The following is a 26,364-nucleotide window of genomic DNA, read 5'->3' as shown; positions in this document are numbered from 1 at the left end:
ACACGGCGGTAACGTTTCGGCATGGACTTCCGCCGCATCGAGGGTCTGCCCCCGTACGTGTTCACGATCATCGACGGACTCAAGCTGGAGGCCCGACGCGCCGGGCGGGACGTCATCGACCTCGGCTTCGGCAACCCGGACCTGCCCTCCCCGCAGATCGCCGTCGACAAGCTGGCCGAGGCCGCCCAGAACGCCCGCAACCACCGGTACTCCTCCTCGCGTGGCATCCCGAACCTGCGCCTGGCCGTGGCGAATCTGTACCAGCGGCGGTTCGGCGTCACCCTCGACCCGGACGCCGAGGTGCTCTCCACGATCGGCGCAAAGGAGGGCTTCAGCCACCTGATGTGGGTGCTGCTGGCCCCCGGCGACGCAGCGATCGTGCCGACGCCGAGCTACCCGATCCACATCTGGGGGCCCTACTTCGCCGGAGCCGACACCCGGCAGGTCCCGATCGGCGACGGCACGGACGGCGCCGGGTACATCGACCGGGTCATGGAGGCCTGGGAGCTGGGCTGGCCCAAGCCGCGGGTGGTGGTGCTGTCCTTCCCGCACAACCCGACCACCTCCACCGTGGAGCTGGCGGACCTGCAGCGCCTCGTCGACTGGGCCCGGGACCGTGACGTCGCCCTGGTGCACGACCTCGCCTACGCGGACATGTGCTTCGACGGCTGGACGCCGCCGTCGATCATGCAGTGCGAGGGTGCAGGAGAGGTGGCCGTCGAGCTGTACTCGATGACGAAGTCGTACTCGATGGCCGGCTGGCGGGTCGCATTCATGGTCGGCCGCCGGGACGTCATCAAGGCCCTGTCCCAACTGAAGAGCTACCTGGACTACGGCACCTTCCAGCCGATCCAGATCGCCGCCACCGTCACCCTGAACGAGGCCACCGAGTACCCGGCCGAGCTCAGCGCCATCTACGAGTCCCGCCGGGACACCCTCTACGACGGGCTCGCCCGCATCGGCTGGGACATCCTCAAGCCCAAGGGCACCATGTTCGCGTGGGCCCGGATCCCCGAGCCGTACCGGGAGATGGACTCGATCGAGTTCGCCACGCACCTGGTCAACGCCTGTGACGTGGCCGTCTCGCCCGGGGTCGGCTTCGGGCCCGGCGGGGAGGGGTTCGTGCGGTTCGCGCTCATCGAGAACGAGCAGCGGATCGGGCAGGCGGTCCGCGGCATCAAGCGCGGCCTGACCCGGCTGACGACGGGCTGAGCCGGCAGCCGGCTCGGTGAGGTAGTACCTGACATGCTGACCTCGTAGGACGACAGGGGCGAGGCCAGTGCGCCGGGTACTACGTCGGCGCGCTTGCGCGGTAGCGTCCGCGTTCCGTCACGCCTGCTCCGAGAGAGCCGACGGCGGGTGCCCGGCCTACGCTGGCGGCATGCCCACAGCTCTCATCACCGGCGCCTCGTCCGGCATCGGCCTCACGTTCGCCCGGCACCTCGCGCGCCGGGGCAACGCCCTGGTCCTGGTCGCCCGCAGCACCGCCCGCCTCGAGGAGGTCGCCGCCGAATGCCGGGCGATCGGAGCCCCGGGTGTTGAGGTGCTCGGCGCCGACCTGGCCACCTCGACCGGGATGGACGCCGTCGCCGCCCGACTCGGCCACCCCGACATCCGCACCCTCGTCAACAACGCAGGCCTCGCCGTCGGCACGCCGTTCCTGGACGCCGACGAGGCGGACCTGCGCCGCCAGCTCGCCGTGAACGTCGAAGCGGTGCTGCGGCTGACCCACGCGGCGCTGCCCGGCATGGTCGAGCGCGGCAACGGCGCCATCATCAACGTCGCCTCGATCGCGTCCATGCTGCCCGGCCGGGGCAGCACCTACTCGGCCTCGAAGGCCTGGGTGCTGCAGTTCTCCGAGGGCCTCGCCACGGACGTCGCCCCCCACGGCGTCCGCGTCCAGGCGCTCTGCCCAGGGTTCGTGCGCACCGAGTTCCATGACCGCGCCGAGATCGACATGTCGAGGATGCCCGACTGGATGTACGTGGACGTCGACCACCTCGTCGCCACCTCGCTGCGGGACCTCGAGCGTGGCGTCGTCATGAGCGTCCCGGGTGCCCTCTACCGCACGATCGCGTTCCTGTCCCGGGCGGCGCCACGGTCGGTGGTGCGCCGGTTCGCGGCGTCGATCAACTCCGAGGACCGGGACTGACGTCCGGGCGCTCGGTCAGGGTGGACCGGCGCCCCGTTCGGGGCTGGCCTCGGCCCGGACGCAGCAGCGCCCGGCGCCGGGATCGGCGACCACCCGCCGTCCGCACGCGGCGCCCTCGGCCATGCCTCGCACGAGCGAGTAGTTGAGCTCGCAGACCAGTTCCGTGTGCGCCTGCGCGAGCTGATGGAACGGGCAGTTGCCCATCACCAGGTCACCTGCCGGCTCCTCCCGCGGGGTGAAGCCCACGCTCGCCAGCGCCGCCTCGAACGTGCCCGCGCGCTCGCCGCGAGCGCGGCCGTCGGCAGCCGCGCGTTCGCGGAGCACGTCCCGGACGCCGGCGCCGGTGCGTGCGGACTCGGCGATCGCCCCGGCGAACAGGTCCGCGGCGAGCTCGTAGCGCCGGGGCGGCACGGACACCGAGATCTCTTCGGCGGCGGGCGTGTACAGCTTCGTCGGGCGGCCGGCCCCGGGACCGCGGCGCCCGCCCGGCCGCCGGAACTCGACGGCGAGCAGTCCGGCGGTGGCCAGCGCGTCCAGGTGGAACGCGGCGGTGCTGCGGCTCAGCCCGAGCGCACCCGCCGCGGCCTCCCGTCCCATGGGCTCGGTGGACTCGGCGATCAGGTCGTACAGCGCGCGGCGCGTCGGGTGCTCCAGCGCAGCGAGCCGGTGGGTGACGTCCATGACCATGAGCGCGACTCTACGCTTCTAAAAACAACTTTGCTGGACGAAAGTTCGGGAGCGGATCTACGGTCGGTCCATGGATGACCTGACCACCCTCACGGCCGAGCCGCCGAGCCTTCGGTTCGCCCCCGGGCAACCGAGCGACGCCGTCGACCCGAGCGACGCCGTCGACCGCCGGCACGGGCCGACCGACGATCCACCGATCGACCGCGCGAAGGCGATCACCGCCGTCGGCGACCTCCTCGTGGCCCTCGGCCGCGACGTGCGCGGACCGCACCTGCGGGACACGCCCCGGCGGGTCGTGGACGCCTACCTGGAGATGCTCACCCCGCGCGCGTTCACCCTCACCACGTTCGGCAACGACGAGAACTACAACGAGCTCGTGCTGGTCCGCGACGTGCCGTTCCAGTCCCTGTGCGAGCATCACCTGCTGCCGTTCACCGGTATCGCGCACGTGGCCTACCTGCCCGGGTCACGGCTCGTGGGGCTGTCCAAGCTGGCCCGGGTGGTGGAGCACTTCGCGCGTGACCTGCAGGTCCAGGAGCGCCTCACCCAGCAGATCGCCGACTTCCTCGCCGAGCGGCTCGAACCCCGCGGGGTGGGTGTGGTCCTCGATGCCGAGCACGAGTGCATGTCCCTGCGCGGCGTCGGCGTGCGGGGTGCGCGGACGGTGACCAGCGCCCTGCACGGCGTGTTGCGCGACGACGCGCGCTCGCGTAGCGAGTTCCTCGCCCTCACCGGGCTGCGCTGAGGTCCGATACCGAGAAGGATGAGAGTCATGGCTGAGCAGACGTTCGTGATCATCGGTGGCGGGCTGGCCGGAGCCACCGCCGCGACCACTCTGCGCGAGCAGGGTTTCACCGGCCGGGTGGTGCTGTTCGCCGCCGAGGACGAGGTGCCCTACATCCGCCCGCCGCTGTCGAAGGAGTTCCTCGCCGGGTCGGCCGACCGGGCCGAGCCGCAGGTGCACCCGGAGTCCTGGTACGCCGAGAACAGTGTGGAGCTGCGCCGCGGCACCCCGGTGCGCGAACTGCGCCCGGCCGCGCACGAGGTGCTGCTCGCCGGCGGCGAGACGCTCGGCTACGACAAGGTCCTGCTCGCCACGGGTGCGTCCTCGCGGCACCTGCGCGGGGACGCCTACCCGGACCTGCGCGGCGTGTACTACCTGCGCACGTTCGCCGACTCCGAGGCGCTGCGCGCCACTCTGGCCGACGGCGGCCGTCGCGTCGTCATCGTCGGTGCCGGTTGGATCGGGCTCGAGGTGGCCGCGGCCGCCCGCGGCTACGGCAACCAGGTGACCGTGCTCGGCCGCGAGGACGTCCCGCTCGAGCCTGCGCTCGGCGCTGAGCTCGGGGCGTACTTCGGCGCGCTGCACGCCCGCAACGGCGTGGACGTGCGGATGAGGGTCGAGGTCGCCGGCTTCGTGGGGGAGTCCGAGGTCACCGGGGTGCGCCTGGCCGAGGGCGAGGTGGTCGGCGCCGACGTGGTCGTGGTCGGAGTGGGCGCCGCGCCCAACACCGAACTGGCGCAGGCTGCCGGGCTTCGGGTCGACGGCGGCGTGGTCGTGGACGCCGCGCTGTGCGCCGACGGCGACGGCGACGGCCTCGCGGACGTGTACGCGGCCGGTGACGTCGCGAGCGCGTTCCACCCGGTGCTCGGCACGCACCTGCATGTGGACCACTGGGCGAACGCCGAACGTCAGGGCGCCGCCGCGGCCCGCTCGATGCTCGGCCAGGACGTCAGTTTCGACCGGGCGCCGTACTTCTATACCGACCAGTTCGACCTGGGCATGGAGTTCTCCGGATACGGCGACCTGATGCCCGGCTCCCGGGTGGTCTACCGCGGCGACGTGGGAGGCGGCGAGTTCATCGCGTTCTGGGTCGCCGGACCCGACGACGGTGCCCGCGTGGTCGCCGGGATGAACGTCAACGTCTGGGACGTGAACGAGGCGATCGACGCCCTGATCGCGTCCGGCCGCGCGGTGGACGTGGCCCGGCTGGCCGACCCGGAGGTCGGGATCGCCGAGCTCTGAGCGTCGGGAGTGCTGTGGTGGCAGCCACGTCAGCTCGGTCACGTCGGCGCGGGATGGCACGATGGGACGCGTACCCGGGGATCCCGGCATGGAGGACCGCGCCACGATGACGCACGCAACGCTCTGCCCGGACCAGGTCAGCCGCCTGACCCCCCGCACGATCGGTTCGCGCACCTTCGACTTCGCGAACCGGGTGGCGGTGATGGCCATCGTGAACCGCACCCCGGACTCCTTCTACGACGGCGGAGCCACCTTCGCGCTCGACGCGGCGGTGTCCGCGGCGGTGCGTGCCGCGGACGACGGCGCGGACTGGGTGGACGTGGGCGGCATGGCGTTCTCGCCGGACACCCCCGAGCTCAGCGTCGCCGAGGAGCTCGACCGGGTGCTCGGCGTGATCGAGGGGATCCGGGCGGCGTCCGACGTGGTGATCTCCGTGGACACCTACCGCCCGGAGGTGGCCCGGGCCTGCGTGGCCGCCGGCGCCGACGTCATCAACGACACGATGGGACTGCGGGTGGACGGGATGGCCGAGGCCGTCGCCGGGACCAGCGCCACCGTGGTGATCGCCCACTCGATCGCGCAGCCGCACCGGCACCATCCGCGGCCGACGTACGGCGACGTCGTGGCCGAGATCGCGCAGTTCCTGCGTGACAAGGTCGAGGTGGCGCTCGCGGCCGGGATCACGCCGGACCGGATCGTGATCGACCCGGGCCACGACCTGAACAAGAACACGCTGCACTCCCTGGAGATCACCCGCCGCCTGGCCGAGATCACCGAGATCGGCCTGCCCACCCTGGTGGCGCTGTCCAACAAGGACTTCGTGGGGGAGACCCTCGATGCCCCGCGCGGGGAGCGGCTGGTCGGCACCCTCGCCGCGACCGTGATGTGCATCGAGCGGGGCGCCCGGATCGTGCGTGCTCACAACGTCGCGCCGACCGTGCAGACGATCCGGATGGCCGAGGCCGTGCTCGGGCTGCGCGAGCCCGCCTGGACCCGGCACAACATGTGATGGGTCCTCGATGAGCACCTCACCAGAACCCGCCGACGAGCCGGCCTTCGACACCGGCGACCTGCTCGCCGCCTACGCCGTCGCCGATCGCGACCGGCCGCACCTGCGGGTGAACTTCATCGCGAGCATCGACGGCGCCGCCACTCACGACGGCCTGTCCGGTGCCCTCAACAACGCGGCCGACAAGCAGGTCTTCGACACCCTGCGCCGGCTCTGCGACGTGGTGATCGTCGGCGCCGGGACCGTCCGCGCCGAGGGGTACGTGGGGATGCGGCTGCCCGAGCCGGATGCCGCCTGGCGCCGGGAGCACGGGCTGGCCGAGCACCCCGTGTTCGCGATCGTGTCCGCACGGCTGGCCCTGGACCCGACGTCAGCGGTGTTCACCGACGCACCCGTGCGGCCGATCGTGTTCACCGGCCCGGCTGCGCCCGAGTCACAACGTGCGGCCCTGGCGCAGGTCGCCGACGTCATCGTGTGCGACGGGCCCGGCAACGCACCGGTGACGAGCGGGGCCGGCGTGCCCGGGGGCATCGACGCCCACGCCATGCGTCGCGAACTCGCCGGGCGTGGCCTGACCCAGATGCTCTGTGAGGGTGGCCCGCACCTGTTCGGCACCCTGATCGGCGCGGACGCCGTGGACGAGGTGTGCCTGACCGTGAGCCCGGTCCTCGAGGGCGGCCCGGCCGGACGGATCGCCCGAGGCGGCCCGCAGCGAACCCTGGGCATGCGCCTCGCGCACGCGGCGTCCGCCGGTGACATGCTGTTCCTGCGGTACCAGCGCCGAGACGCCTAGGAGCGACGATGCGACGGACCAGCCGGCCCTCTCGGAGCGTCCGACCTGCACGCGTGCTGCTGATGGCCGCCACCCTCGCGCTCGCGGCCGGCTGCACCGCGGATCCGGAGGGCGGCCCCGTCCCCGAGCCGAGCGCGACCACCCCGGCCGGCCCCACCGAGCCCGAGCCCACCACCACCGAACCGGACGGACCCACCGAGACGACACCCCCGCCGTCGGGCCCGCCGGCCGAGATCACCGACGTGCGCGTCGGCGCCACGATCGCCACCGGGCTGCAGACGCCCTGGGGCGTCGCGTTCGCTCCCGACGGCTCCGCACTCGTCACCGAGCGGGACTCCGGACGGGTGCTGCGGGTCACCGGCGACGCCGTCACCGCGCTGGATGCCAGTGGGCCGGGCGGCGCCGTGCCGGACGTCCAGCACGGCGGCGAGGGCGGTCTGCTCGGGATCGCCGTCGGGCCGGACGGCGGCGTGTACCTGTACCTGACCACGAGCGCCGACAACCGGGTGATCCGGATGGACCTCGACGGCGACGCCCTGACCGGCCCGCGGGTGGTCCTGGACGGCATCCCCGCCGCCGGGAACCACAACGGTGGCCGGCTCGCCTTCGGCCCGGACGGCTTCCTGTACGTGAGCACCGGCGATGCCGGCCGGACGTCCCGGGCGCAGGATCTGGACAGCCTCGGCGGCAAGATCCTGCGCCTGACCACGACCGGTGAGCCGGCGCCCGGCAACCCGTTCGGCACCGAGGTGTACAGCTACGGCCACCGCAACGTCCAGGGCCTCGGCTGGACCAGCGACGGACAGCTGTATGCCTCCGAGTTCGGGCAGAACAACCTCGACGAGCTCAACATCATCACCCCGGGCGGCAACTACGGCTGGCCGCACGTCGAGGGCTGGGCCGGGACCGGCGAGTACCTCGATCCCGTGGTGACCTGGCCGACGTCGGAGGCCTCGCCGTCGGGCATCGCGGTGACGGACACCGGCGTCTGGCTCGCCGCGCTGCGCGGCGAGCGGCTCTGGTACGTGCCGATCACGCCCGACGGCGTGGGCGAGCCGAGCTCGTATCTGCAGCTGGGCAGGTTGCGGGCCGTGACGCTCACGCCCGACGGCGAGCTGTGGGTGGCGACGTCGAACACCGACGGTCGCGGCGAGGTTCGCGACGGCGACGACCGGATCGTCGAGCTCGACGTCTCGTAGTCCCCGCCCCAGGCGGCCGGACCGGCCGGCCCCGGACGCGGCGACGGCCGGACACCCGAGGTGCCCGGCCGCCGTCGTGCTGGCGTTTCGCTACGGAACTACCTCACAGGTCACCCCGCTCGGTGACCGCCAGCGTGTTCAGGATCGGGTACTCGTAGCTGCGCCGGTTGGCCAGCTCGACCACCAGATCGCCGCCCTCGTGCTCGACGATCACGGTGTGCTGGTCGGCCCACAGGCCGCCGGCCTCCTCCGCGACGTCCACGGCGACCAACGCGTACTCGCCGTTGACCAGCACGTCGAACAGGCGGTCACGTTCCGGGTAGTCCGAGTCGAACTCGGCGAACCCGAGGTCGATCGCGTACGTCCCGGCCGGCGCGTCGGTGAACACGTAACTGAAGATCCCGGTGCGCCGGGTCTGGAACAGCGTGTCCTCCGTGGTGCCGCCGATCGCGAGGTCGGTCGCCTCGGTCTCGGTGCGCTGCCCCGTCCAGCCCCAGTCGCCCGCGGAGAGCGGCTGATCGGCGGACCAGGCGAACTCCCCGGCGTCGGTGTAGGCGCCGCCACCGGCGTTCACCCCGACCTGGTAGGCGGAGACGATCAGGGTCACCGGGACCGTGATCGTCGGGACCCGCCCGGCGTTCGTCTGCACCAGGATGTTCGCGCCGTACACACCGGGCGCCAGGCCCGTGGTGTCCACCGTGACGTCCAGGGTGGCGGACCGACCGGCCCGCACGGTGCCCTCGGCCGGAGTGACCGTCAGCCACGGCACGTCCGTGACGTTCGGGTCGCCGACGTCCACGAGGTACACCTCGCCGGTCAACTGGTTCGCCGTCCAGAGGGCACCGGTGGCGTCCAGGTCCAGACCGGAGCCCGGGCCTTCACCGGCAACCGGGTAGGCGACCGTGGTGATCGTCGAGCAGTCCTCGGGCGAGATCTGGAAGAACGACGTGACCAGCGCGCTGTTCACGTACCAGATCGTGTTCGAGGTGGGGTTGTACGCGATGCCCGCGATCGACGGGTCCTCCGGCGTGCACTCGGCCAGGGTCTCACCCGGGGTGGCGTGCGTGGTGCCCGCCACCGTGTAGATGATGCCCTCGTTCCAACCGCCGATGTAGAAGACGTCCTCGGCCGCGTTGTAGGCCAGCCCGCGCTGGGAGACGGACGACCACGGGGAGCCGGTGAGGGTGGTGGTGGCCGCCCCCGTCGCCTCCTCGAAGCAGTGGATCCCGTTGTCCCCACCGACGTTCACCTGGCACAGGTCCCCGGTCGTGGAGTCCTGCGCGAGGTCGCCGGACCAGGTGCCGCCCCAGTTGGCCGGGAACTGGCTGCCCGGCGCGCCGGCCGTCGAGTACTGCTGGTTCACGATCTCCTCCGCGTCGGAGATCCACACGTCGCCGGTGTACCCGACGCCCCAGGCGACCCCGGACAGGTTGGAGTCCCACTGGGCCAGGATGTCCCCGGCGGCGTCCGGCGTGACCGGTGCGGCCAACTGGTCGCGTTGGTCGTCCGTGTACAGGCCCAGCGCCGTGCGGGCGTTCGGGTCGGTCTGTGCGGCCGCCTCCTCGAGTTCGGCGAAGGCCGAGTTGACCTGCGCCAGTGACGTGTTGCCCGCAGGCACCACGGCTGCGTCCAGGGCCGCCGTCGAGAGCGCCGGCACCGCCGCCGCCTCGTTGACCGCCCGGGGGAGCTCGCCGATGGTGTAGGCGAGCGGGGCCGAGCCGGAGTTGGAGATGGTCAGGTCCGCCGTGCGGGTCTGGCCCTCGGTGAGGGTCCAGGAGTACGACGGCGGAGCGACCGTCGCGATGCCGGTCTTCAGCTCCGGGGAGAACCGGTTGCGTTCGCCGTCGACGTTGATCACGACGTCCCGTGTGCGGGTGGTGTACCCCGGGGCCTCGATGTCGACGGTGTAGGCGCCGAAGAACAGCAACAGGTTGTAGTCGCCGTTCGCATCGGTGCTGACCGTCCGCGGCTCACCACCGTCGTCCGGCGTGGCCGTGACCGTCGCCCCTGCGACGGCCAGGCCGTCGTTGAAGTCGGTCACGTTCCCGAACACCGTGCCGTTCGGCGGCAGTTCGTACCGCACCGAGGAGCCCGTGGCCAGGACGGCCTCGTTGAACGAGTACTGGCTCGCGATCGTGCCGGACTCGTTCTCGATGCCGACCGTGGCCGAGTTACCGAGCAGACGCGGGTTCTCCGCGTTGGAGGCCGGGCCGTAGCCGATCTCCACGTCGCCGCCGGCGAACAGGGTGATCGAGAAACTGACGGTGTCCGTGCTCGAGTACGGGCTCACGTCCCGGTACTCGATGACGAACGCGTCCTCACCGTCGATGGTGGTGCTCGCCGTGTAGGCGGTGCCGCCGTTGCCGAAGGTGAGGTCGTCCCAGAACCCGTAGACGGCCGCGTTCGGTGCGGCCGCCGTCGGCAGTGCCGCGTTGGCGTACGCGGTGACCGCGGCGAGGAAGTTCACGTGCCCGTTCGTGGCCACGTAAGCCGTGGAGTACGAGCCGCCGTAGAACGGGAACGCGAACGGCAGCTCAACGGCCACCGCGGCGTCGTCACCGGTCAGGGCGAGCAGGGTGTCGCCCTGTCGGTACCCGTCGGTGACCACGGAGCAGAAGTAGCCGTAGTCGTCCTGGAGGCCGACGAGTGCCGCGTCGAGCGTCTCGTCGCCGTCGACCACGAGCTCGGTCGAGAACGGTGCGCTGCACCGGTCACCGGTGATGGTGACGGTGTAGGTGCCGGCCGGAACGACGGCGACGGCGTAGGTGCCGTCCGCGCCGGTGGTGACCGGTTCGATCGGTGCACCGGTGAAGGCGACGGTCGCGCCCGCCACGGGTGCGCCGTCGGCCTCGTGCGTGACGGTCCCGGAGACCGCGAACGACGTCGCTGCCTCCAGTACCAGGTCCACGCCGACCGTCTCCTCGGCCACGACGGTGACGTCGGCCGTGGCCGAGCCGTACCCGAACGCGGTCGCGGTCACGGTGTAGGCCCCGGCGACGAACGTGCCCGTGAAGGCGCCGTTCTCGTCGGTGGTCAGGACCCGCTCGTTCTCACCGGTGACGGTGACGGTCGCACCCGCGATCGGGCCGCCGTCGGAGTTGGTGACCGTGCCGGTCAGGGTGCCCGCCTCGGCGGTGGGCGCGGCCTGGACGAGCGCGAGGGCGTCGAGACGACCCTCGCCCCAGACGTTGTTGTCCTCGGCGGTGCCGCCACAGGTGGTGTCGTCGACGTCCGTGGCGGTCGCGTCCAGGAGGGCCTGGGTGCCGGCGATGTCACCGATCAGCGACGGTGCCGCGCTCCACAGCAGGGCGATCGCCCCGGCCAGGTGCGGGGCCGCCATCGAGGTGCCCGACGCCGTTCCGTAGGCGTTGCCCGGGACCGAGGAGCGCACGTTCGCACCGGGAGCCGCGATGTTCGGCTTGATGGTGCCGTCCTGGCCGGGGCCACGGGCGGAGAACGAGGCGATGTTGCCGCCGGAGTCGAAGGCCCCGACCGAGTAGGTGAGGGTCCGGCTGCCCGGGGAACCGGACGTGGAGCAGGAGGGCCCGCTGTTGCCGTTGGACCAGGTGCCGAAGATGCCGGCGGCCTCCCAAGCGGCGATGACGTCCTCCATGAACGGGTCGTTCGAGGGGTTCCGCGAGCCCCAGGAGTTGTTCACGATGTGCGGGCGCTTCGTCGGGTCGGCGTTCTCACCCGCGGCGTCGGTCGGCGCGATGACCCACTCGCCGGAGGCGATCAGGTCGGCGTCGGCGCAGGTGGAGCAGCCGTTCGCGGCGATCCAGTCGGCGCCGGGGGCGACACCGATCTGGTTGGCGCCTCCGTCGGTGCCGATCATCGTGCCCATCGTGTGGGTGCCGTGACCATCGGTGTCACACGGGGAGCCGTCACAGGCGCCGGCGACGTCGAACCAGTTGTAGTCGTCGACCACGGTGCCGTCGGCCTGCAGGCCCCGGTACTGCGCGGCGAGTGCCGGGTGGTCACCCTGGACGCCGGAGTCGATGTTCGCGACGGTGATGCCCTCGCCGGTCACGCCGTACTCGGCCCAGACGTCATCGGCGTTGATTGCGCTGATGCCCCATTCGAGGACGTTGCGACCCATCGAGGAGGTCTCGACCGTGGGGCCGGCGACAGGTTCTTCGGCCGGGTAGGTCGTGGTCTGCCGGATCTCGAGGACGTCGCTGCTGGACGCGGCCTGGCGGGCCAGGTCCAGGGAGCCGCCCTGGACCAGGATCGCGTTCGAGATCCAGTGGGTCTCGAACGTGGCGCCGGCCGCGGTGAGCTCGGCGACCACGCCGGCCTGTGCGGCCTCGGCGGTCTGGACGAGGGCGTCGTGGACGGCGACGCCGCGGGCGTCCCAGTCGGCGGTCGCCGCTGCCGCGCTCAGGTCTGCGCGGTCGGCGAAGCGGATCCAGAAGTCCGCGGAGTCGGCTGCCGACAGTGTCGACATCGCCTCGTCCGTGAATTTCTCGTCGGCTGTGGCCGGGACGGCCGGAGTCGTCGGCTCCGCGGCAGCGGGGATGATTGCGACGGCCATCGTCGCGACCATCGCCGCTGCCGCAGAGGCGGCGACCACCAGTCGTCTGGCGAACATCAGGGGTGTACGCACTGTGCCTCCATATGACGACGCGTGCCCGGGCGGTGCTCGGGTACGCGTATGTGATCCCCCGGATCAGGGGATTCCGCCACGCTTTCGCGAACCGGGTAGCCGGACAAGGACGGCATCCAGCCAGAACGCGGTCAGGTTGCGGTCAGGTCACGGTCAGGACCTCGTCACCTGGGCGTCAGCCGACGATCAGGCAACGTTCAGGTGATGGTCAGGTGGCCGTCGCCCGGTGTTCAACCGGTCGCCGGGCGGTGTGTCGGGCGCGCCACGCCGGGTTCGTGCGGGGCGGGAGTCGCCCGAACCCTTGACCTGACCTGCGCAATTGGAAAGGATCACGGCAGACCGCACTCGGGGGAGGTAGCAGTCAGGTGTCTATTGGGGATCTTGAGACCGAACGCAACTACGTGCTGTGCATCGGGGTGCCGCTCGAGGTGTGCAGCGAGGTCGCTCGGCTGGTCGGGCCGCACGCCGTCGTGGTCGCCGCTGCCGATACGCACGCCGCCAGGGAGTTGCTCGCCCACGACCGCTACGACGCCGCCGATGGCATGAGCGATCTGGTGCGCGCGAGGTCCAGCCGGGCAACGTCTGACCACGGGGTCGGCAGCCACGCGGTCGGGGACTGGGCAGCCGCGGGTCCGCCGGGCCGGCGGGACGTGGCCGACCGGTCGGATGCCGATGCCGGTCGGGCCGATGCGGTCCGCAGGCACGAGGCGGCCGACCGGGCCGGTACGGCCGGTCGGGCCGATGTAGTCGGTCGTGCCGCTCGGATCTTCACTCGCGGACCGCTCCAGGTGAACCTGGCCACCCGGGAGGTCACCATCCGCGGCCGCCGCGTGCACCTGTCCATCCGCGAGTTCGACCTCCTTGCCGCGCTCGCCTCCGAGACCGACCGGGTCTGGTCCTTCGCCGAGCTCACCGCGAACGTGTGGCGGACCGGCTATCTGGGGGACTCCGACGTGGTCGTCTCGACGGTCAAGCGGCTGCGCCGGCGCCTGCTCGCGGCCGAGGGCCTCGAGGTCGCCTCCGTGCGCGGTATCGGGTACCGGCTCAAGATCGCGAGCTGACGCAAACGCTCACGCAGTACCTGACGCGCTCACGCAGTACGTGCGCCCTGAGCAAGAAGGGTGCATCGGCCTTCCTCAGGCACGAGGTACTGCGTCACCACCGTCACCCTCGGGCACGATCGGCGTGACCACGGCGCGCCCCTAAGATCGAACGCATGACCCGCATCCTCTCCGCCGTGGCCTGGCCCTACGCCAACGGCCCACGGCACATCGGCCATGTCGCCGGCTTCGGCGTTCCTTCCGACGTGTTCTCCCGGCACATGCGGATGGCGGGTCACGACGTGCTGATGGTGTCCGGCACGGACGAGCACGGCACCCCGATCCTGGTCCAGGCGGACAAGGAGGGCGTCGCCCCTCAGGAGCTCGCGGACCGGTACAACCGGGTCATCGTCGAGGACCTCACCCAGTTGGGGCTCACCTACGACCTGTTCACCCGCACCACCACCCGCAACCACTACGCCGTGGTGCAGGAGATGTTCCGCACGGTGCACAAGAACGGCTACATGATCGAGAAGACCACCAAGGGTGCGATCTCGCCGTCGACCGGCCGGACCCTGCCCGACCGTTACATCGAGGGCACCTGCCCGATCTGCGGCTACGACGGCGCCCGAGGCGACCAATGCGACAACTGTGGCAACCAGCTCGACGCCATCGAGCTGATCAACCCGCACAGCCGGATCAACGGCGAGGTGCCGAAGTTCATCGAGACCGAGCACTTCTTCCTCGACCTGCCCGCGTTGTCCACGGCGCTCGGCCAGTGGCTCGGCACCCGCACCGACTGGCGCCCGAACGTCCTGAAGTTCTCCCAGAACCTGCTCGAGGACGTGCGACCGCGCGCCATGAGCCGAGACATCGACTGGGGTATCCCGGTGCCGCTGCCGGGCTGGGAGGAGAATCCCGCGAAGCGCCTGTACGTCTGGTTCGACGCGGTCATCGGCTACCTGTCCGCGAGCGTGGAGTGGGCCCGGCGGTTCGGCACCGGCGAGGAGTGGCAGCAGTGGTGGGGCGACCCCGCGGCCATGCAGTACTACTTCATGGGCAAGGACAACATCACGTTCCACTCCCAGATCTGGCCCGCCGAGCTCCTCGCCTACGACGGGCTCGGGGACAAGGGCGGTGCCCCGGGGAAGTTCGGGACCCTGCAGCTGCCGACCGAGGTGGTCTCCAGCGAGTACCTCACGATGGAGGGCAAGCAGTTCTCGTCATCGCGCGGCGTGGTCATCTACGTGCGGGACATGCTCGCCCGGTACCAGCCGGACGCGCTGCGGTACTTCATCGCGGTCGCCGGGCCGGAGTCCGCGGACAGCGACTTCACCTGGGCCGAGTTCAAGCGTCGCACGAACGACGAACTCGTCGCGGGCTGGGGCAACCTGGTGAACCGCACCGCGAACCTCGTCCACAAGAACTTCGGCGAGATCCCGGCCGCGGGCGAGCTGACCCAGCTCGACCGGGACCTGCTCGCCCAGACCTCCGCCGGCTTCGACACGGTGGGGACGGCGATCGCCGGTCAGCGTCAGCGCGCCGGCATCAACGAGGCGATGCGGCTGGTCGGGGAGGCGAACCGGTACCTGTCCGAGGCCGCCCCCTGGAAGCTCAAGGAGGACCGCGAGCGTCAGGGCACCGTGCTGCACACGGCGGCTCAGGCGATCGGCGACCTGAACACGATGCTGGCCCCCTACCTGCCGCACTCCGCCGAGGCCGTGCACGCCGCGTTCGGCGGAACCTCCGCCGTCGCCCCGCAGCCGCGGATCGACGAGGTGACCGACCTGGACGACCCGAGCCGGCACTACCCGATCATCACCGGCGACTACCGGCTCGGCGAGACGCTGGCCGGCTGGGAGCGCAGCCCGGTCGTGGCCGGCACGCCGGTCGGGCCGGCGACCCCGGTGTTCACCAAGCTGGACGACGGCATCGTCGAGGAGGAGCTGGACCGGCTGCGGAGCCGGGCGTAGGCCGCCGGCGATGAGCAAGCGACGCCGGGACTGGCCGGAGGCACCCGAGCCGCTGCCGGCCGCGGTGATCGACAACCACACCCACCTGGAGTCCATCGCCGGGGTACTGGCCGACGGCGTCGGTGACCCCGGCGTGGCCGGTCACCTCGAGCGGGCGGCCGGGGTGGGCGTACGCGCGATCGTGCAGATCGGGTGCGACCTCGACTCGGCGGTGGTCAGCGTCGAGATGGCTCGTGCGCACCCGCAGGTCGTGGCCGGCGTGGCGATCCATCCGAACGAGGTAGTCCTGCACGCCGGGATCCACGAGGTGGCGCCCGACGGGATGGAACCGGCGCCGCTGGCTCGTCATGACGTCGGGCTCGATGACGCGATCGCCGAGATCGCCCGCCTCGCCGCCGACTCCCGGGTGCGCACGATCGGCGAGACGGGCTTGGACCACTTCCGGGCCGGCCCGCAGGGGCGCGCCGCCCAACGGGAGGCGTTCCGCGCGCACATCGCCCTGGCGAAGGAGGTGGACCTGCCGATGCAGATCCACGACCGGGACGCCCACGCCGACGTGCTCGAGGTGCTCGAGGCCGACGGCGCCCCCGCGCGCACCGTGTTCCACTGCTTCTCCGGTGACGCGCAGATGGCCCGCTACTGCGCCGACCGTGGCTACTACCTGTCCTTCGCCGGTACCCTCACGTTCGGTAACGCCGAGGGCCTGCGCGAGGCGGCCCGGGTGGTCCCGCAGGAGCTCCTGCTGGTGGAGACCGACGCTCCCTACCTGACCGCGCATCCGTGGCGGGGCCGCCCGAACGCGCCCTACCTGCTGCCGCTCACCGTGCGCGCGCTGGCGCAGGTGCGCGACGTCGATCCGGCCACACTGTGCGAGGCGCTCACGGCCACGTCGGAGGAGTTGTACGGGCCCTGGTGAGGGGTCGGAGCGAGGTCCGCGGGGCGCGCTTCGACCCTGTGGAGGAGGTGTGAACGTCCACACCCTGACCCCTCCGGTGTGGCCAATGAGGTCACGGATCGGTTACGGTCGAGGCTCGGCCAACCCCTCCTAGGCCGAATGCAGTCAGAAGAGGACTCCCTGTGTCAGTTGAGAAGACTGGGTCGCGCCACCGCGCCGACTCACCCGCAACAACCGAGATTCCCCGCCCGCTTCGCCGCCTGATCGGTGTCGGTGGCCTGGTCGTCGTCCTCGCCGGCAGCCTCGCCTTCGCCACCACCCAGGCGGATGACCTCGACCCCCAGAGCATCGTCGGCGACGCCGGGGCGGCCCCCGACGTCACCGGTCGCGACAACGTCTGGGCCCAGGTCTCCCGCGGCGAACTGCCGCGTACGGCACTCGAGGCCGAGAACGAGGTCACCTTCACCGTCACCGTGGACGGACAGGACCTCGAGATCACCTCGAACGCGCTCACTCTCGCGGACGCCCTCATCGACAACGGCATCGTCGTCGGGGTCGACGACCAGGTCAGCTCCGAGATGAACCGCCAGGCCACCGATGGCGACACCGTGACGATCGCCCGGGTCGGCACCCAGTACGGGGCCGAGACCGAGGCGATCCCGTTCGAGACCGTCGAGCGGGAGACGTCAGCACTGCCGGCCGGGACCACCCGCGTGGACACCGAGGGCGTCGAGGGCTCCCAGGTCACCGCGTTCACCGCCACATATGAGAACGGCGTGGAGGTCTCGCGCACCAACAGCGCCGTGATCCTCGTCTCCGAGCCCGTGGACGAGGTCGTCCTGATCGGCACCGGCGCCACCACCACTGCCGCCGCGCCCGAGGACTCGGGCTCATCCTCGTCGTCCACGGCGCCGAGTGGCAGCTACAGCGGCAGCGACCCGCGCGGGATCGCCCAGCAGATGGTCACGGCCCGCGGTTGGGATTCCAGCCAGTGGTCCTGCCTCGACCTGTTGTGGCAGCGGGAGAGCAACTGGAACCCGTACGCGCAGAACCCGTCCTCCGGCGCCTACGGCATCCCGCAGTCGCTGCCCGGCTCGAAGATGGCCAGCGCCGGCTCGGACTGGCAGACGAACCCGGCCACCCAGATCACCTGGGGCCTGAACTACATCGCCGGCCGCTACGGCACCCCCTGCGGCGCCTGGGGCCACTCGCAGTCGGTCGGCTGGTACTGACCCCGAAGCGGGGTCGGCGGACACCCGCCACCGATCTCCGTATCACGACGTGTGTCGGCTCACAAGCAACCCTTCTGGCGCGTTGCATAACGATTGAGTTACAGTCAACCCGGCCCTACGGGTCGAACCATGCGTGACCACGGGTCGGTCACCACCGCCGGAGCGTCCCTCCCTCGCTCCGAGGAGGCGACCACACGACCCGCGCGAACGCACCGAGTGCGGATCCTCCCTCCCCCGATCGGACCCGCCTGACCTAGGACGTCTGTGAGCCTGTTCTCCAAGAAGCAACCCGATCCCACCCCAGAGCCGACCGACGAGACGGCCCAGACCGAGGCGACCTCCGCCGTCGGGCCCGACGGCGCAGCGTCCGTCGGCGAGGCATCGGCAACCGGTGCGGCCGTGGACGCGGCAGACGACACCGGCGCCGAGGCGCCGGAGGGCTCGTTCGACGACGTGGTCGCCGGCTACGCCGCCTCCGCGCAGCCGGACTCCGGCACGACCGCCGAGTTCGGCACCGACGACGCCGGGTCCGGCGCCGAGGACGATGCCGCGGCTGCCGGGGCCAAGCCCCGCCGCCGGTCCCGCCGCGCGATCATCGGGATCGCCGCCGCCTTCGCGCTCGTCGTGGGGACCGGTGGCGCCGTGTTCGCCTCGGCCCACAAGACCATCGACGTGGACGTCAACGGTGAGATCCGCACGGTGACCACTTACTCGGGTGACATCGGGGGCCTGCTCGAGCAGGAGGGCATCACCACCGGTGAGCACGACCTGATCGTGCCCTCGCTCGAGGAGGCACTCGTCGACGGTTCCGACGTCGTGGTCCGCACCGCCCAGGAGGTCACGTTCGAGGTCAACGGCGAGACCACCGACCTGTGGACCACCGCGACCACGGCCGGGCAGGCCGTCGCCGACGTGGCCGGCGCGGGTCGTGACATCCAGATCACCGCCTCGCGCTCCGTGGACGGCCGCGCCGAGCTCGAGCTCCCGCTCGTCACCGACGGCCCCGTGGTGTTCGAGGTCGACGGCACCAGCACCACGGTCGAGATCGAGGGTGAGGCGACCCTCGACGAGGCGCTCGTGCAGGCCGGGCTCACCCTGTCCCTGCAGGACACCGTCGCCGTGACGGCCCGCGAGGACGGGACCCCGGTCGTCACGATCACGCGTCGGTCCTACGAGCCCTCCGTCACCACCGCGCCGATCGCCTTCGAGAGTGTCGAGCGGGAGACCGACGACCTCTACGTGGGTCAGTCCCGCGTGGTCCAGGAGGGTGTGGACGGCGTCACCACATCGACCTTCACCAACCAGATCGTGGACGGCGTGGTGGTCTCCACCAAGCTCCTGCGGACCGAGGTCACCGACGCGGTCGCCGAGGTCACCGAGGTGGGCACGGCCGAGCGACCGGTCGCACCACCCCCGGCGCCCGCCCCGTCCTCCGGAGGCTCGTCCGGCTCCGGCTCGGGCTCCGGATCCAGCGAGCCCGACCCGCCGGCGAGCACCGTGGGCGGCGACGTCTGGGCCGCCCTGGCCCAGTGCGAGTCCGGCGGCAACCCGACCATCGTGAGTTCGAACGGGCTCTACCACGGGCTGTACCAGTTCTCGGTGGGCACCTGGCAGTCGGTCGGTGGCTCCGGCCTGCCGTCCCAGGCCTCGGCGGCCGAGCAGACCCAGCGTGCGCAGATCCTTCAGGCGCGCTCCGGTTGGGGCCAGTGGCCGCACTGCTCGAGCGTGCTCGGCCTGCGCTGATCCACGTCCACCGACGCGGGCCGTCCCTGCACAGCGGGGGCGGCCCGCGTCGCGTTCTGCGGACTTTCCCCTAGGCTCTCAGTCGTGACTGAGCCAGCGGTACCTGCCGACTCCGGTGTGCGGCTGCTGACGGCCTCCGACGTGCGCGCCCTCGCCGGCGAGCTCGGGCTACGGCCCACCAAGACCCTCGGGCAGAACTTCGTGATCGACGGCGGTACGGTCCGGCGGATCGTGCGCGTCGCGGACGTGAGCGCCGCGGACACGATCGTCGAGGTCGGTCCCGGGCTCGGCTCTCTCACGCTCGGGCTGCTGGAGACCGGGGCGCGGGTGACCGCCGTCGAGATCGACCCCGCCCTCGCGGCCCGGCTGCCCAGGACGATCGCCGAGCACGCGCCGGACGCCGCCGACCGGCTCACGGTGATCGGCGCCGACGCGATGACCGTCCGTGAGCTGCCCACGCCCCCCACCGCGATGGTGGCCAACCTGCCCTACAACGTCGCCGTCCCGGTGCTCCTCACGTTCCTCGAGCACCAGCCCACGCTGCGCGAGGTACTGGTGATGGTCCAGGCGGAGGTGGCCGACCGGCTTGCCGCCGGGCCGGGTTCGCGGACCTACGGGGTGCCGTCGGCGAAGGCGGCCTGGTACGCCGAGGCCACCCGGGCCGGGTCCATCGGGCGGAGCATCTTCTGGCCGGCGCCGAACGTGGACTCCGCGCTGGTACGGCTGGTCCGCCGGGACCCGCCGGAGGCGACCGTGGACCGGGCGGCCGTGTTCGCCTGCATCGACGCCGCCTTCTCCCAGCGCCGCAAGATGCTGCGCTCGGCGTTGGCGTCCTGGGCAGGCTCCGCCGCAGCCGCCGAGCAGGCGATCCGGGCCGCCGGGGTGGACCCCGAGCTACGGGGCGAGCGGCTCGACATCACACAGTTCGCCGCGATCGCCGCGCACCGGCCGCAGGCCAAGGACCGAGGCGATGACTGAACCACGCCCGGCCGGTGCCGTGCACGTGCGCGCTCCCGGCAAGATCAACCTGTCCCTCGCCGTCGGCCCGAAGGGGGAGGACGGCTACCACCCGCTGGCCACGGTGTTCCAGGCGGTCACGCTGTACGAGGACGTGCTCGCGGTCCCGGACGAGGTGATCCGGGTCAGCGTCACCGGCCGGCACGCGGACCGGGTCCCGACCGACTCCCGCAACCTGGCGCACCGCGCGGCCACGCTGCTCGCCGAGGCCACCGGCATCGATGCGGGCGTGCACCTGCAGATCACCAAGGGGGTGCCGACGGCGGGCGGCATGGGCGGCGGGTCCGCGGATGCCGCCGCGGCGCTGCTCGCCTGCGACCTGCTCTGGGGCACCGGGCTCGCCCGGGAGGAACTCGGTCACCTCGCGGCCGAGCTCGGCGCGGACGTGCCGTTCGCGCTCACCGGGCAGACCGCCGTCGGGCTCGGACGCGGCGACGCGCTCACCCCGGCGCTTGCTCGCGGCCGGTTCCACTGGGTGCTCGCGATCATCGAGGACGGGCTCACCACCCCCGAGGTCTTCCGCGCCTGGGACCAACTGAACTCCGGCGCCCGATTCGCGCCGAGGATCTCGGACGCCCTGATGCAGGCCCTGGTCGCGGGGGACCCGCGCCGCCTCGCCGGGCACCTGCGCAACGACCTGCAGGTGCCCGCCATCGAGTTGCAGCCACGGCTGCGGGAGGTGTTCAAGGCCTTCGACGAGACGAGCGCCCTGCGCGCCCTCGTCTCCGGATCCGGACCCACCGTGGCCGCGCTGGCCCCGGACCACGCGACCGCGCTCGCCATCGCCGCCGCAGTCGAGCAGGCCGACGTGGCGGACGAGGTGCTCGTGGTGAGTGGCCCGGCGCACGGTGCGAGGCTGGTGGAGTCCGTGCGCGACTCAGAGTAGGCGCGGCGGTACTCGCGCCGCACGGGTACTCCGGGGCGTCAGGCCAGCTGCGCGCGCAGGTACGCGACGAGGACCGCGCGGAGTTCCGCGGTCAGGGCGTCGCGTTCCGGCTCGTCCGCCTCGGTGATCAGCGGAGTCATGCCGCGCACCAGCGCAATGGCGACAGTCGCGGTGCGCGCGACGTCATCCTTCGCACGATCCGGCATGAGGAGCGCGATGAGGGCTGCCACGCGGTGATGGATCGTCGCCTGGATGGGGGCGACGGCCTCGCGGAGCCCGGCGGGCATGTCCGTCCTGGCGAAGAGCGCCTTGAAGCCGGGGTGGGCCAGGTTGAAGGCTACGAGCGGTCCCAGCACGGCATCGACCAGCTCCTCCAGACCGGCGCCGTCGATGCTTTCGATCGTGAACACCCCTGCGCGCAGAGCGGTGAGCTGGGCGGCGTAGTGATCGGCCAGGGCTCGGGCGATGTCGTCCTTGTTCTTGAAGAACTGGTACAGCGAGCCCGGTGAGATGCCGGCCCGTTTCGCGATCGCGTTGGTGGTGGTCGCGTCGTAGCCCTGCTCGCCGAAGACGGCTGCGGCCGCGTGCAGGATCTCCTCGATCCGCTGCTGACCGCGCGCCTGCCGCCGCGGCTGCGCAGACGTGACCTCGGAGACCGCACCCTCGCCCACCATGAACCCTCTCGCCTCTCGAAGCCTGTACAACACGAGCATTTGCTCGTATTGTCAAACGCGAGCATCTGCTCGCACAACGTTAGCAGGGGTGGGCCGCGGCATCGCCGTCCGGTTGCGCCACCCGGAGACCACTGGAGATGACCCCGTGACCGACGTACCGCCGTCCGACACCGCCCTCGAACGCCTCGGCGAGGCCACCTATCGCCGCCGCTGGCCGGTGCTCATCGGTTCGCTCCTCGTGCTCGCCGGACTCGTCGCGGTCGCCGCCGGCGCCCTGTCGTCGTTCGTGCTGAACCGCTGGGAGGCGGTTGGGAGCGAGTCCGTCGCCGCGCAGGACGTGCTGCGGGAGGAGTTCGCCACCGGCAACTCCAACCTGATCCTGCTCGTCACGGCCGTGGACGGCGACGTCGACGATGCGGCCGTAGTGCAGTCCGCGACCGCCGTCGCCGACGAGCTGGCCCGTGAGGGCGCCGTCGGGGACGTGTGGTCCTACTGGTCGCTGGGCGGCGACGTGACGCTGCGCAGCGACGACGGCGCGTCCGCGCTGGTGCTCGCCCACGTGACCGGCGACGCCACCGCGGCCCGCGCGGCCATCGCCGAGTACATCCCGGACTACACCCGCGCGGACGCAACGGTCACCGTCCAGGTGGCGGGCTCGGAGGCGGCCTCGACGCAGATCAGCGCCCAGGCCACGCAGGACTTCGTGCGGGCGGAACTGATCATCATCCCGCTGATGCTCGTCCTGTTGGTGTTCATCTACCGACGCGTGAGCTCGGCGCTGCTCACGCTCGGCGTGGGCCTTTTCTCGGTGATCGCGACGCTGGCCGGGCTGCGAGCGCTCACGGCGGTCGTCGAGATCGCGAGCTTCGCCTCCAACATCGTTCTCGTCATGGGTATCGGGCTGGGGGTGGACTACAGCCTGTTCGTGATCTCCCGGTTCCGCGAGGCGCTCGCCCGAGGTGCGACGGTCCGCCTGGCCCTACGGGAGACGCTCAACACGGCGGGACGCACGGTCGTCTTCAGCGGACTGACAGTGGCCGCCTCGGTCGCGGTGCTGCTCGCCCTGCCGTTCCCGTTCCTGCGCTCCTTCGCCTACGCCGGGGTGCTCACCGTCATCACGGCCGCCGTCGGGGCGCTCGTCATCCTCCCGGCCGCGCTCGCGGTCCTGGGCGAGCGGATGACGCGTCGGGGCATCACGGTCTCACCGCCGAAGCCGATCGAGCAGGGCCGCTGGTACCGGCTCGGTCAGCGGGTCATGAGCCGACCGGTCATCTGGGGCGGGGTCGCCCTGCTCGCGCTGGCAACCCTGGCCGCGCCCGCTCTCGGCGTACAGATCGGCGTCCCCGACGACCGGGTGCTCGCCCAGGGCTCCTCGGTACGCGCCACCTATGAGCAGCTGCGCACCGACTTCCGCACCGAGGCCAACGACGCGCTCCAGGTGATCGAGGCCGGTGCCGCCGCACCCACGGGCGCCGAGATGGAGGCCTATGCCGCGGCGATGTCCCGGATCGCCGGGATCGCCCAGGTGAACTCCTCGGTCGGCGTCTTCGTCGACGGAGCCAGGGTCGGCGACGGTGACGAACGGCTCGAGTCAACGTCGCGGCAGCGTCTCGAGGCGATTCCCGTGCGCGCGGATCTCGACGACGATGCGGACCGGATCGTCGGCGAGGTGCGCTCGCTGGAGAGCCCGTTCGAGGAGACCCTCGTGGGCGGCTACCCGGCGCAGCTCGTCGACTTCCGAGCGGCCCTGCTGGAACGGCTTCCGCTCATCGCGGTTCTCATCCTGCTCGTCACCTTCGTGCTGCTGTTCCTGCTCACGGGGAGCCTGCTGATCCCGCTCAAGGCCACGGTGCTGAACCTGCTCAGCATCGGGGTCATGTTCGGCGTGCTGACCGCGGTGTTCCAGAACGGCTTCCTCGCGGACGTGATCGGCTTCACGCCCGTCGGCACCCTCGATCCGGCCTTCCCGATCCTGATGTTCTGCGTCGTCTACGGGCTCTCGATGGACTACGAGGTGTTCATGGTGTCCCGGATCCGGGAGGAGTACGAACGCACGGGTGACAACGACCGTGCCGTGCTCGCCGGCCTGCAGCGCAGTGCTCCGCTCATCACCGCCGCGGCGCTCACCCTCGCGGTCTCGTTCGGCGTCTACGCGACCGGGTCGGTCATGTATCTGCAGATGATCGGGATCGGTGTCGCCGTTGCGATCGTCATCGATGCGACCGTCATCCGCGGCATTCTCGTCCCGGCCCTCATGCGCCTCGCCGGAGACGCCAACTGGTGGGCGCCGGCGTCCCTCACGCCGGTCTTCCGCCGGTTCGGGCTCCGCGAGGAGGAGTCCGCGGCCGCGGCCGCCAGTCAGGGCTGAGTGCCTGTCAGGCTCGGAGGGCGGCGCGCCAACGCCACGAGCCGGGTACCGCGTGCCAGGCGAGGACGCCGGCTCCGACGAGCAGCGTCAGCACGAACCGCACCGTCAACGCGACCGCCTGCGCGGGGAGCCCCGTCGAGCGGTCCGGGGCCGTCATGGCCTGCTCAGCCGGCTAACTCGGACAGCTCGAACCACCGCTCCTCCAGTGCCGCGTTCTCCGACTCGGCCTCGCGCAGCTCGTCGTTCAGGCGCCCGATACCCTCGTAGTCGCCCTGATCGTGCGCGGCCATCCGCTCGTGGATTCCGGCGATGCGCTCGCCCAGCCGTTCCAGTTTCCGTTCCGTCGCGGTGAGCTCCTTGCGCGCTGCCCGTTCCTCGGCGCCGGACAGACGCGTCGCGGCCGCTTCGGGCGTGCTGCTCTGTTTGGCGCCCGTCGGCGCGGCAGCCTGAGCCTGGCGCAGCCGCAGGTACTCGTCCACTCCGCCGGGCAGGTGCCGCAGCCCGCCGTCGATGATCGCGTACTGCTGGTCTGTGATCCGTTCCAGCAGGTACCGGTCGTGGGAGACCACGATGAGCGTCCCGGGCCAGGAGTCCAGCACGTCCTCCATGGCCGCGAGCATGTCCGTGTCCACATCGTTGGTGGGTTCGTCGAGAACCAGCACGTTCGGCTCCGAGAGCAGGATCAGCAGGAACTGCAGGCGCCGCTTCTGCCCGCCGGACAGCTCGCCGACGCGGGCGGACAGGTGCTCGCGGGCGAAGCCGAGGCGCTCCAGCAGCTGCGCCGGCGTCATCTCCTTGCCGTCCACCACGTAGGTGGTCCTCGTCCGGGCGAGGACGTCGCGGACCCGGTCCCCGCCGATCTCCGCGAGCTCGGTGAACTGCTGGTCGAGCATCGCCAGCTGCACGGTCTTGCCGCGCTTGACCCGGCCCGAGTCGGGCTGCAGGGTGCCGGCGATGACGGCCAGCAGGGTCGACTTGCCCGCGCCGTTCGCCCCGAGGATCGCGGTGCGTTCACCCGGGCCGATCCGCCACTCGATGCCGCGCAGCACCGGCTTGTCGCCGTAGGACACGGACACGTCGAGCAGGTCGACGACGTCCTTGCCCAGGCGAGCGGTCGCCAACCGGGACAGTGCCACCCGGTCGCGGATCTCAGGCACGTCCTCGATCAGCTGGTTGGCGGCATCGATGCGGAACTTGGGCTTCGACGTCCGCGCCGGCGGGCCGCGGCGCAGCCAGGCCAGCTCCTTGCGCATCAGGTTCTGCCGCTTGCTCTCGACGGCGGCCGCCTGCCGGTCCCGCTCCACGCGCTGCAGCACGTACGCCGCGTAGCCGCCCTCGAACGGTTCCACGACCCGGTCGTGGACCTCCCAGGTGGCGGTCGCCACCTCGTCCAGGAACCAGCGGTCGTGGGTGACCACCAGCAGCCCGCCGGCGTTCGGCGCCCACCGGGTGCGCAGGTGCCCGGCCAGCCAGGTGATGCCCTCGACGTCGAGGTGGTTGGTCGGCTCGTCGAGCGCGACGATGTCCCAGTCGTCGACGAGCAGCGCGGCCAGCGCGACCCGGCGCCGCTGCCCACCGCTGAGCGAACCCACCGTCGCGTCCCACCCGATGTCCGAGACCAGGCCCGCGATGACGTCCCGGACCCGGGCATCGCCGGCCCACTCGTGCTCCGGCTGCGTCCCGACGATCGACGCACCGACGGTCCGCGCGGGGTCGAGCGTGTCGCCCTGGTCGAGCACCGCCATCCGCACGCCACCCCGGCGGGTGACCCGGCCGCCGTCGGGCTGGATCCTTCCGGCGAGCATGCCGAGCAGGCTCGACTTGCCGTCGCCGTTGCGACCGACGATGCCGATCCGATCGCCCTCGTCGATCCCGGCGGTCACCGAGTCGAACACGACCCGGGTCGGATATTCGAGGTGGAGGGCCTCGGCCCCCAGAAGATGCGCCATCAGGACCAAGGGTAGACGCGCCCGCGCCCACCGCCGAACGCGCGGTTGCCACGTTCCAACCGCCGTTGGGGCGGGGGGGAACTGCGCGCTCGGCCGCCAGACACAGGTGGGGAGG

At 71.6% G+C, this 26,364-nt stretch carries 20 protein-coding genes; 15 read left to right on the top strand and 5 right to left on the bottom strand.

Annotated features, from left to right (window positions below; all coding sequences use genetic code 11):
* Positions 1-21 precede the first annotated feature (21 nt).
* Together HALOF300_RS08885 and HALOF300_RS08880 are read left to right on the top strand one after the other, a co-directional pair.
* Positions 22-1,212: an aminotransferase class I/II-fold pyridoxal phosphate-dependent enzyme gene (locus tag HALOF300_RS08885; RefSeq protein WP_156740602.1), complete on the top strand. Its 1,191-nt coding sequence runs from the start codon at positions 22-24 to the stop codon at positions 1,210-1,212.
* Positions 1,213-1,381: 169 nt separating this feature from the next.
* Positions 1,382-2,152, top strand: coding sequence for an SDR family NAD(P)-dependent oxidoreductase (locus HALOF300_RS08880; protein ID WP_156740601.1), 771 nt, complete (start codon positions 1,382-1,384; stop codon positions 2,150-2,152).
* 15 nt (positions 2,153-2,167) lie between these two features.
* On the opposite strand, the gene HALOF300_RS08875 is transcribed toward HALOF300_RS08880, so the two are convergent.
* On the bottom strand, positions 2,168-2,839 hold the full coding sequence (locus HALOF300_RS08875) for a helix-turn-helix transcriptional regulator (protein WP_156740600.1): 672 nt from the start codon (positions 2,837-2,839) through the stop codon (positions 2,168-2,170).
* Positions 2,840-2,909: 70 nt separating this feature from the next.
* Here HALOF300_RS08875 and folE point away from each other — a divergent pair, with 70 nt between their 5' ends.
* From folE to HALOF300_RS08850, 5 genes are all read left to right on the top strand, one after another.
* The gene (gene folE / locus HALOF300_RS08870) at positions 2,910-3,584 is read left to right on the top strand and encodes a GTP cyclohydrolase I FolE (protein WP_156740599.1); all 675 of its coding nucleotides are present in this window, start codon (positions 2,910-2,912) and stop codon (positions 3,582-3,584) included.
* A gap of 27 nt (positions 3,585-3,611) precedes the next feature.
* Positions 3,612-4,865 (top strand): NAD(P)/FAD-dependent oxidoreductase, encoded by a 1,254-nt coding sequence (locus tag HALOF300_RS08865; protein ID WP_156740598.1) that lies wholly within the window; start codon positions 3,612-3,614, stop codon positions 4,863-4,865.
* A 61-nt stretch (positions 4,866-4,926) separates the two neighbouring features.
* On the top strand, positions 4,927-5,874 hold the full coding sequence (gene folP / locus HALOF300_RS08860; RefSeq protein ID WP_331716217.1) for a dihydropteroate synthase: 948 nt from the start codon (positions 4,927-4,929) through the stop codon (positions 5,872-5,874).
* Positions 5,875-5,884: 10 nt separating this feature from the next.
* Positions 5,885-6,667 (top strand): pyrimidine reductase family protein, encoded by a 783-nt coding sequence (locus HALOF300_RS08855; RefSeq protein WP_156740597.1) that lies wholly within the window; start codon positions 5,885-5,887, stop codon positions 6,665-6,667.
* A gap of 8 nt (positions 6,668-6,675) precedes the next feature.
* Positions 6,676-7,866, top strand: a complete 1,191-nt coding sequence (locus tag HALOF300_RS08850) for a PQQ-dependent sugar dehydrogenase (protein WP_156740596.1) — start codon at positions 6,676-6,678, stop codon at positions 7,864-7,866.
* 103 nt (positions 7,867-7,969) lie between these two features.
* Here the strand turns inward: HALOF300_RS08850 and HALOF300_RS08845 are convergent, their stop codons facing one another.
* Complete coding sequence (locus tag HALOF300_RS08845; protein ID WP_156740595.1) at positions 7,970-12,472, bottom strand: S8 family serine peptidase; 4,503 nt, start codon at positions 12,470-12,472, stop codon at positions 7,970-7,972.
* 365 nt (positions 12,473-12,837) lie between these two features.
* Between HALOF300_RS08845 and HALOF300_RS08840 the strand changes: the two genes are divergently transcribed.
* From HALOF300_RS08840 to HALOF300_RS08810, 7 genes are all read left to right on the top strand, one after another.
* Positions 12,838-13,533: a winged helix-turn-helix domain-containing protein gene (locus HALOF300_RS08840; protein ID WP_156740594.1), complete on the top strand. Its 696-nt coding sequence runs from the start codon at positions 12,838-12,840 to the stop codon at positions 13,531-13,533.
* A gap of 155 nt (positions 13,534-13,688) precedes the next feature.
* Positions 13,689-15,485 carry a methionine--tRNA ligase gene (gene metG, locus HALOF300_RS08835; protein ID WP_156740593.1) on the top strand — a complete coding sequence of 599 codons (1,797 nt, stop codon included), beginning with the start codon at positions 13,689-13,691 and terminating at the stop codon, positions 15,483-15,485.
* A gap of 10 nt (positions 15,486-15,495) precedes the next feature.
* On the top strand, positions 15,496-16,401 hold the full coding sequence (locus HALOF300_RS08830) for a TatD family hydrolase (RefSeq protein ID WP_156740592.1): 906 nt from the start codon (positions 15,496-15,498) through the stop codon (positions 16,399-16,401).
* 161 nt (positions 16,402-16,562) lie between these two features.
* Positions 16,563-17,612, top strand: coding sequence for an aggregation-promoting factor C-terminal-like domain-containing protein (locus HALOF300_RS08825; protein ID WP_156740591.1), 1,050 nt, complete (start codon positions 16,563-16,565; stop codon positions 17,610-17,612).
* Between the two features lie 264 nt (positions 17,613-17,876).
* Positions 17,877-19,355, top strand: a complete 1,479-nt coding sequence (locus HALOF300_RS08820; RefSeq protein WP_156740590.1) for a resuscitation-promoting factor — start codon at positions 17,877-17,879, stop codon at positions 19,353-19,355.
* A gap of 84 nt (positions 19,356-19,439) precedes the next feature.
* Positions 19,440-20,333, top strand: coding sequence for a 16S rRNA (adenine(1518)-N(6)/adenine(1519)-N(6))-dimethyltransferase RsmA (gene rsmA, locus HALOF300_RS08815; RefSeq protein WP_156740589.1), 894 nt, complete (start codon positions 19,440-19,442; stop codon positions 20,331-20,333).
* Positions 20,326-21,258, top strand: a complete 933-nt coding sequence (locus HALOF300_RS08810; RefSeq protein WP_156740588.1) for a 4-(cytidine 5'-diphospho)-2-C-methyl-D-erythritol kinase — start codon at positions 20,326-20,328, stop codon at positions 21,256-21,258. Before rsmA ends, HALOF300_RS08810 begins: the two co-directional genes overlap by 8 nt.
* 38 nt (positions 21,259-21,296) lie before the next feature.
* On the opposite strand, the gene HALOF300_RS08805 is transcribed toward HALOF300_RS08810, so the two are convergent.
* The gene (locus HALOF300_RS08805) at positions 21,297-21,971 is read right to left on the bottom strand and encodes a TetR/AcrR family transcriptional regulator (RefSeq protein WP_197522416.1); all 675 of its coding nucleotides are present in this window, start codon (positions 21,969-21,971) and stop codon (positions 21,297-21,299) included.
* Between the two features lie 106 nt (positions 21,972-22,077).
* Here HALOF300_RS08805 and HALOF300_RS08800 point away from each other — a divergent pair, with 106 nt between their 5' ends.
* The gene (locus tag HALOF300_RS08800; RefSeq protein WP_197522415.1) at positions 22,078-24,300 is read left to right on the top strand and encodes an MMPL family transporter; all 2,223 of its coding nucleotides are present in this window, start codon (positions 22,078-22,080) and stop codon (positions 24,298-24,300) included.
* Positions 24,301-24,307: 7 nt separating this feature from the next.
* On the opposite strand, the gene HALOF300_RS08795 is transcribed toward HALOF300_RS08800, so the two are convergent.
* Together HALOF300_RS08795 and HALOF300_RS08790 are read right to left on the bottom strand one after the other, a co-directional pair.
* A complete protein-coding gene (locus tag HALOF300_RS08795) occupies positions 24,308-24,457 on the bottom strand; it encodes a hypothetical protein (RefSeq protein WP_156740585.1) in 150 nt (49 codons plus the stop codon).
* Positions 24,458-24,464: 7 nt separating this feature from the next.
* A complete protein-coding gene (locus HALOF300_RS08790; protein WP_156740584.1) occupies positions 24,465-26,249 on the bottom strand; it encodes an ABC-F family ATP-binding cassette domain-containing protein in 1,785 nt (594 codons plus the stop codon).
* Positions 26,250-26,364: the final 115 nt, after the last annotated feature.

This window comes from Occultella aeris (assembly GCF_902703175.1).
GTDB classification, from domain to species: domain Bacteria; phylum Actinomycetota; class Actinomycetes; order Actinomycetales; family Beutenbergiaceae; genus Occultella; species Occultella aeris.
The sequence above is the reverse complement of the archived record's forward strand: the minus strand, read 5'-3'. Positions and strand labels throughout refer to the sequence as shown.

Bases quoted from the DNA above. Each gene is read 5' to 3' on its own strand.
- HALOF300_RS08885 (WP_156740602.1), top strand. From the start codon at position 22: ATGGACTTCCGCCGCATCGAGGGTCTGCCCCCGTACGTGTTCACGATC.
- HALOF300_RS08880 (WP_156740601.1), top strand. From the start codon at position 1,382: ATGCCCACAGCTCTCATCACCGGCGCCTCGTCCGGCATCGGCCTCACG.
- HALOF300_RS08875 (WP_156740600.1), bottom strand. From the start codon at position 2,839: ATGGTCATGGACGTCACCCACCGGCTCGCTGCGCTGGAGCACCCGACG.
- folE (WP_156740599.1), top strand. From the start codon at position 2,910: ATGGATGACCTGACCACCCTCACGGCCGAGCCGCCGAGCCTTCGGTTC.
- HALOF300_RS08865 (WP_156740598.1), top strand. From the start codon at position 3,612: ATGGCTGAGCAGACGTTCGTGATCATCGGTGGCGGGCTGGCCGGAGCC.
- folP (WP_331716217.1), top strand. From the start codon at position 4,927: ATGGGACGCGTACCCGGGGATCCCGGCATGGAGGACCGCGCCACGATG.
- HALOF300_RS08855 (WP_156740597.1), top strand. From the start codon at position 5,885: ATGAGCACCTCACCAGAACCCGCCGACGAGCCGGCCTTCGACACCGGC.
- HALOF300_RS08850 (WP_156740596.1), top strand. From the start codon at position 6,676: ATGCGACGGACCAGCCGGCCCTCTCGGAGCGTCCGACCTGCACGCGTG.
- metG (WP_156740593.1), top strand. From the start codon at position 13,689: ATGACCCGCATCCTCTCCGCCGTGGCCTGGCCCTACGCCAACGGCCCA.
- HALOF300_RS08830 (WP_156740592.1), top strand. From the start codon at position 15,496: ATGAGCAAGCGACGCCGGGACTGGCCGGAGGCACCCGAGCCGCTGCCG.
- HALOF300_RS08810 (WP_156740588.1), top strand. From the start codon at position 20,326: ATGACTGAACCACGCCCGGCCGGTGCCGTGCACGTGCGCGCTCCCGGC.
- HALOF300_RS08805 (WP_197522416.1), bottom strand. From the start codon at position 21,971: ATGCTCGTGTTGTACAGGCTTCGAGAGGCGAGAGGGTTCATGGTGGGC.
- HALOF300_RS08795 (WP_156740585.1), bottom strand. From the start codon at position 24,457: ATGACGGCCCCGGACCGCTCGACGGGGCTCCCCGCGCAGGCGGTCGCG.
- HALOF300_RS08790 (WP_156740584.1), bottom strand. From the start codon at position 26,249: ATGGCGCATCTTCTGGGGGCCGAGGCCCTCCACCTCGAATATCCGACC.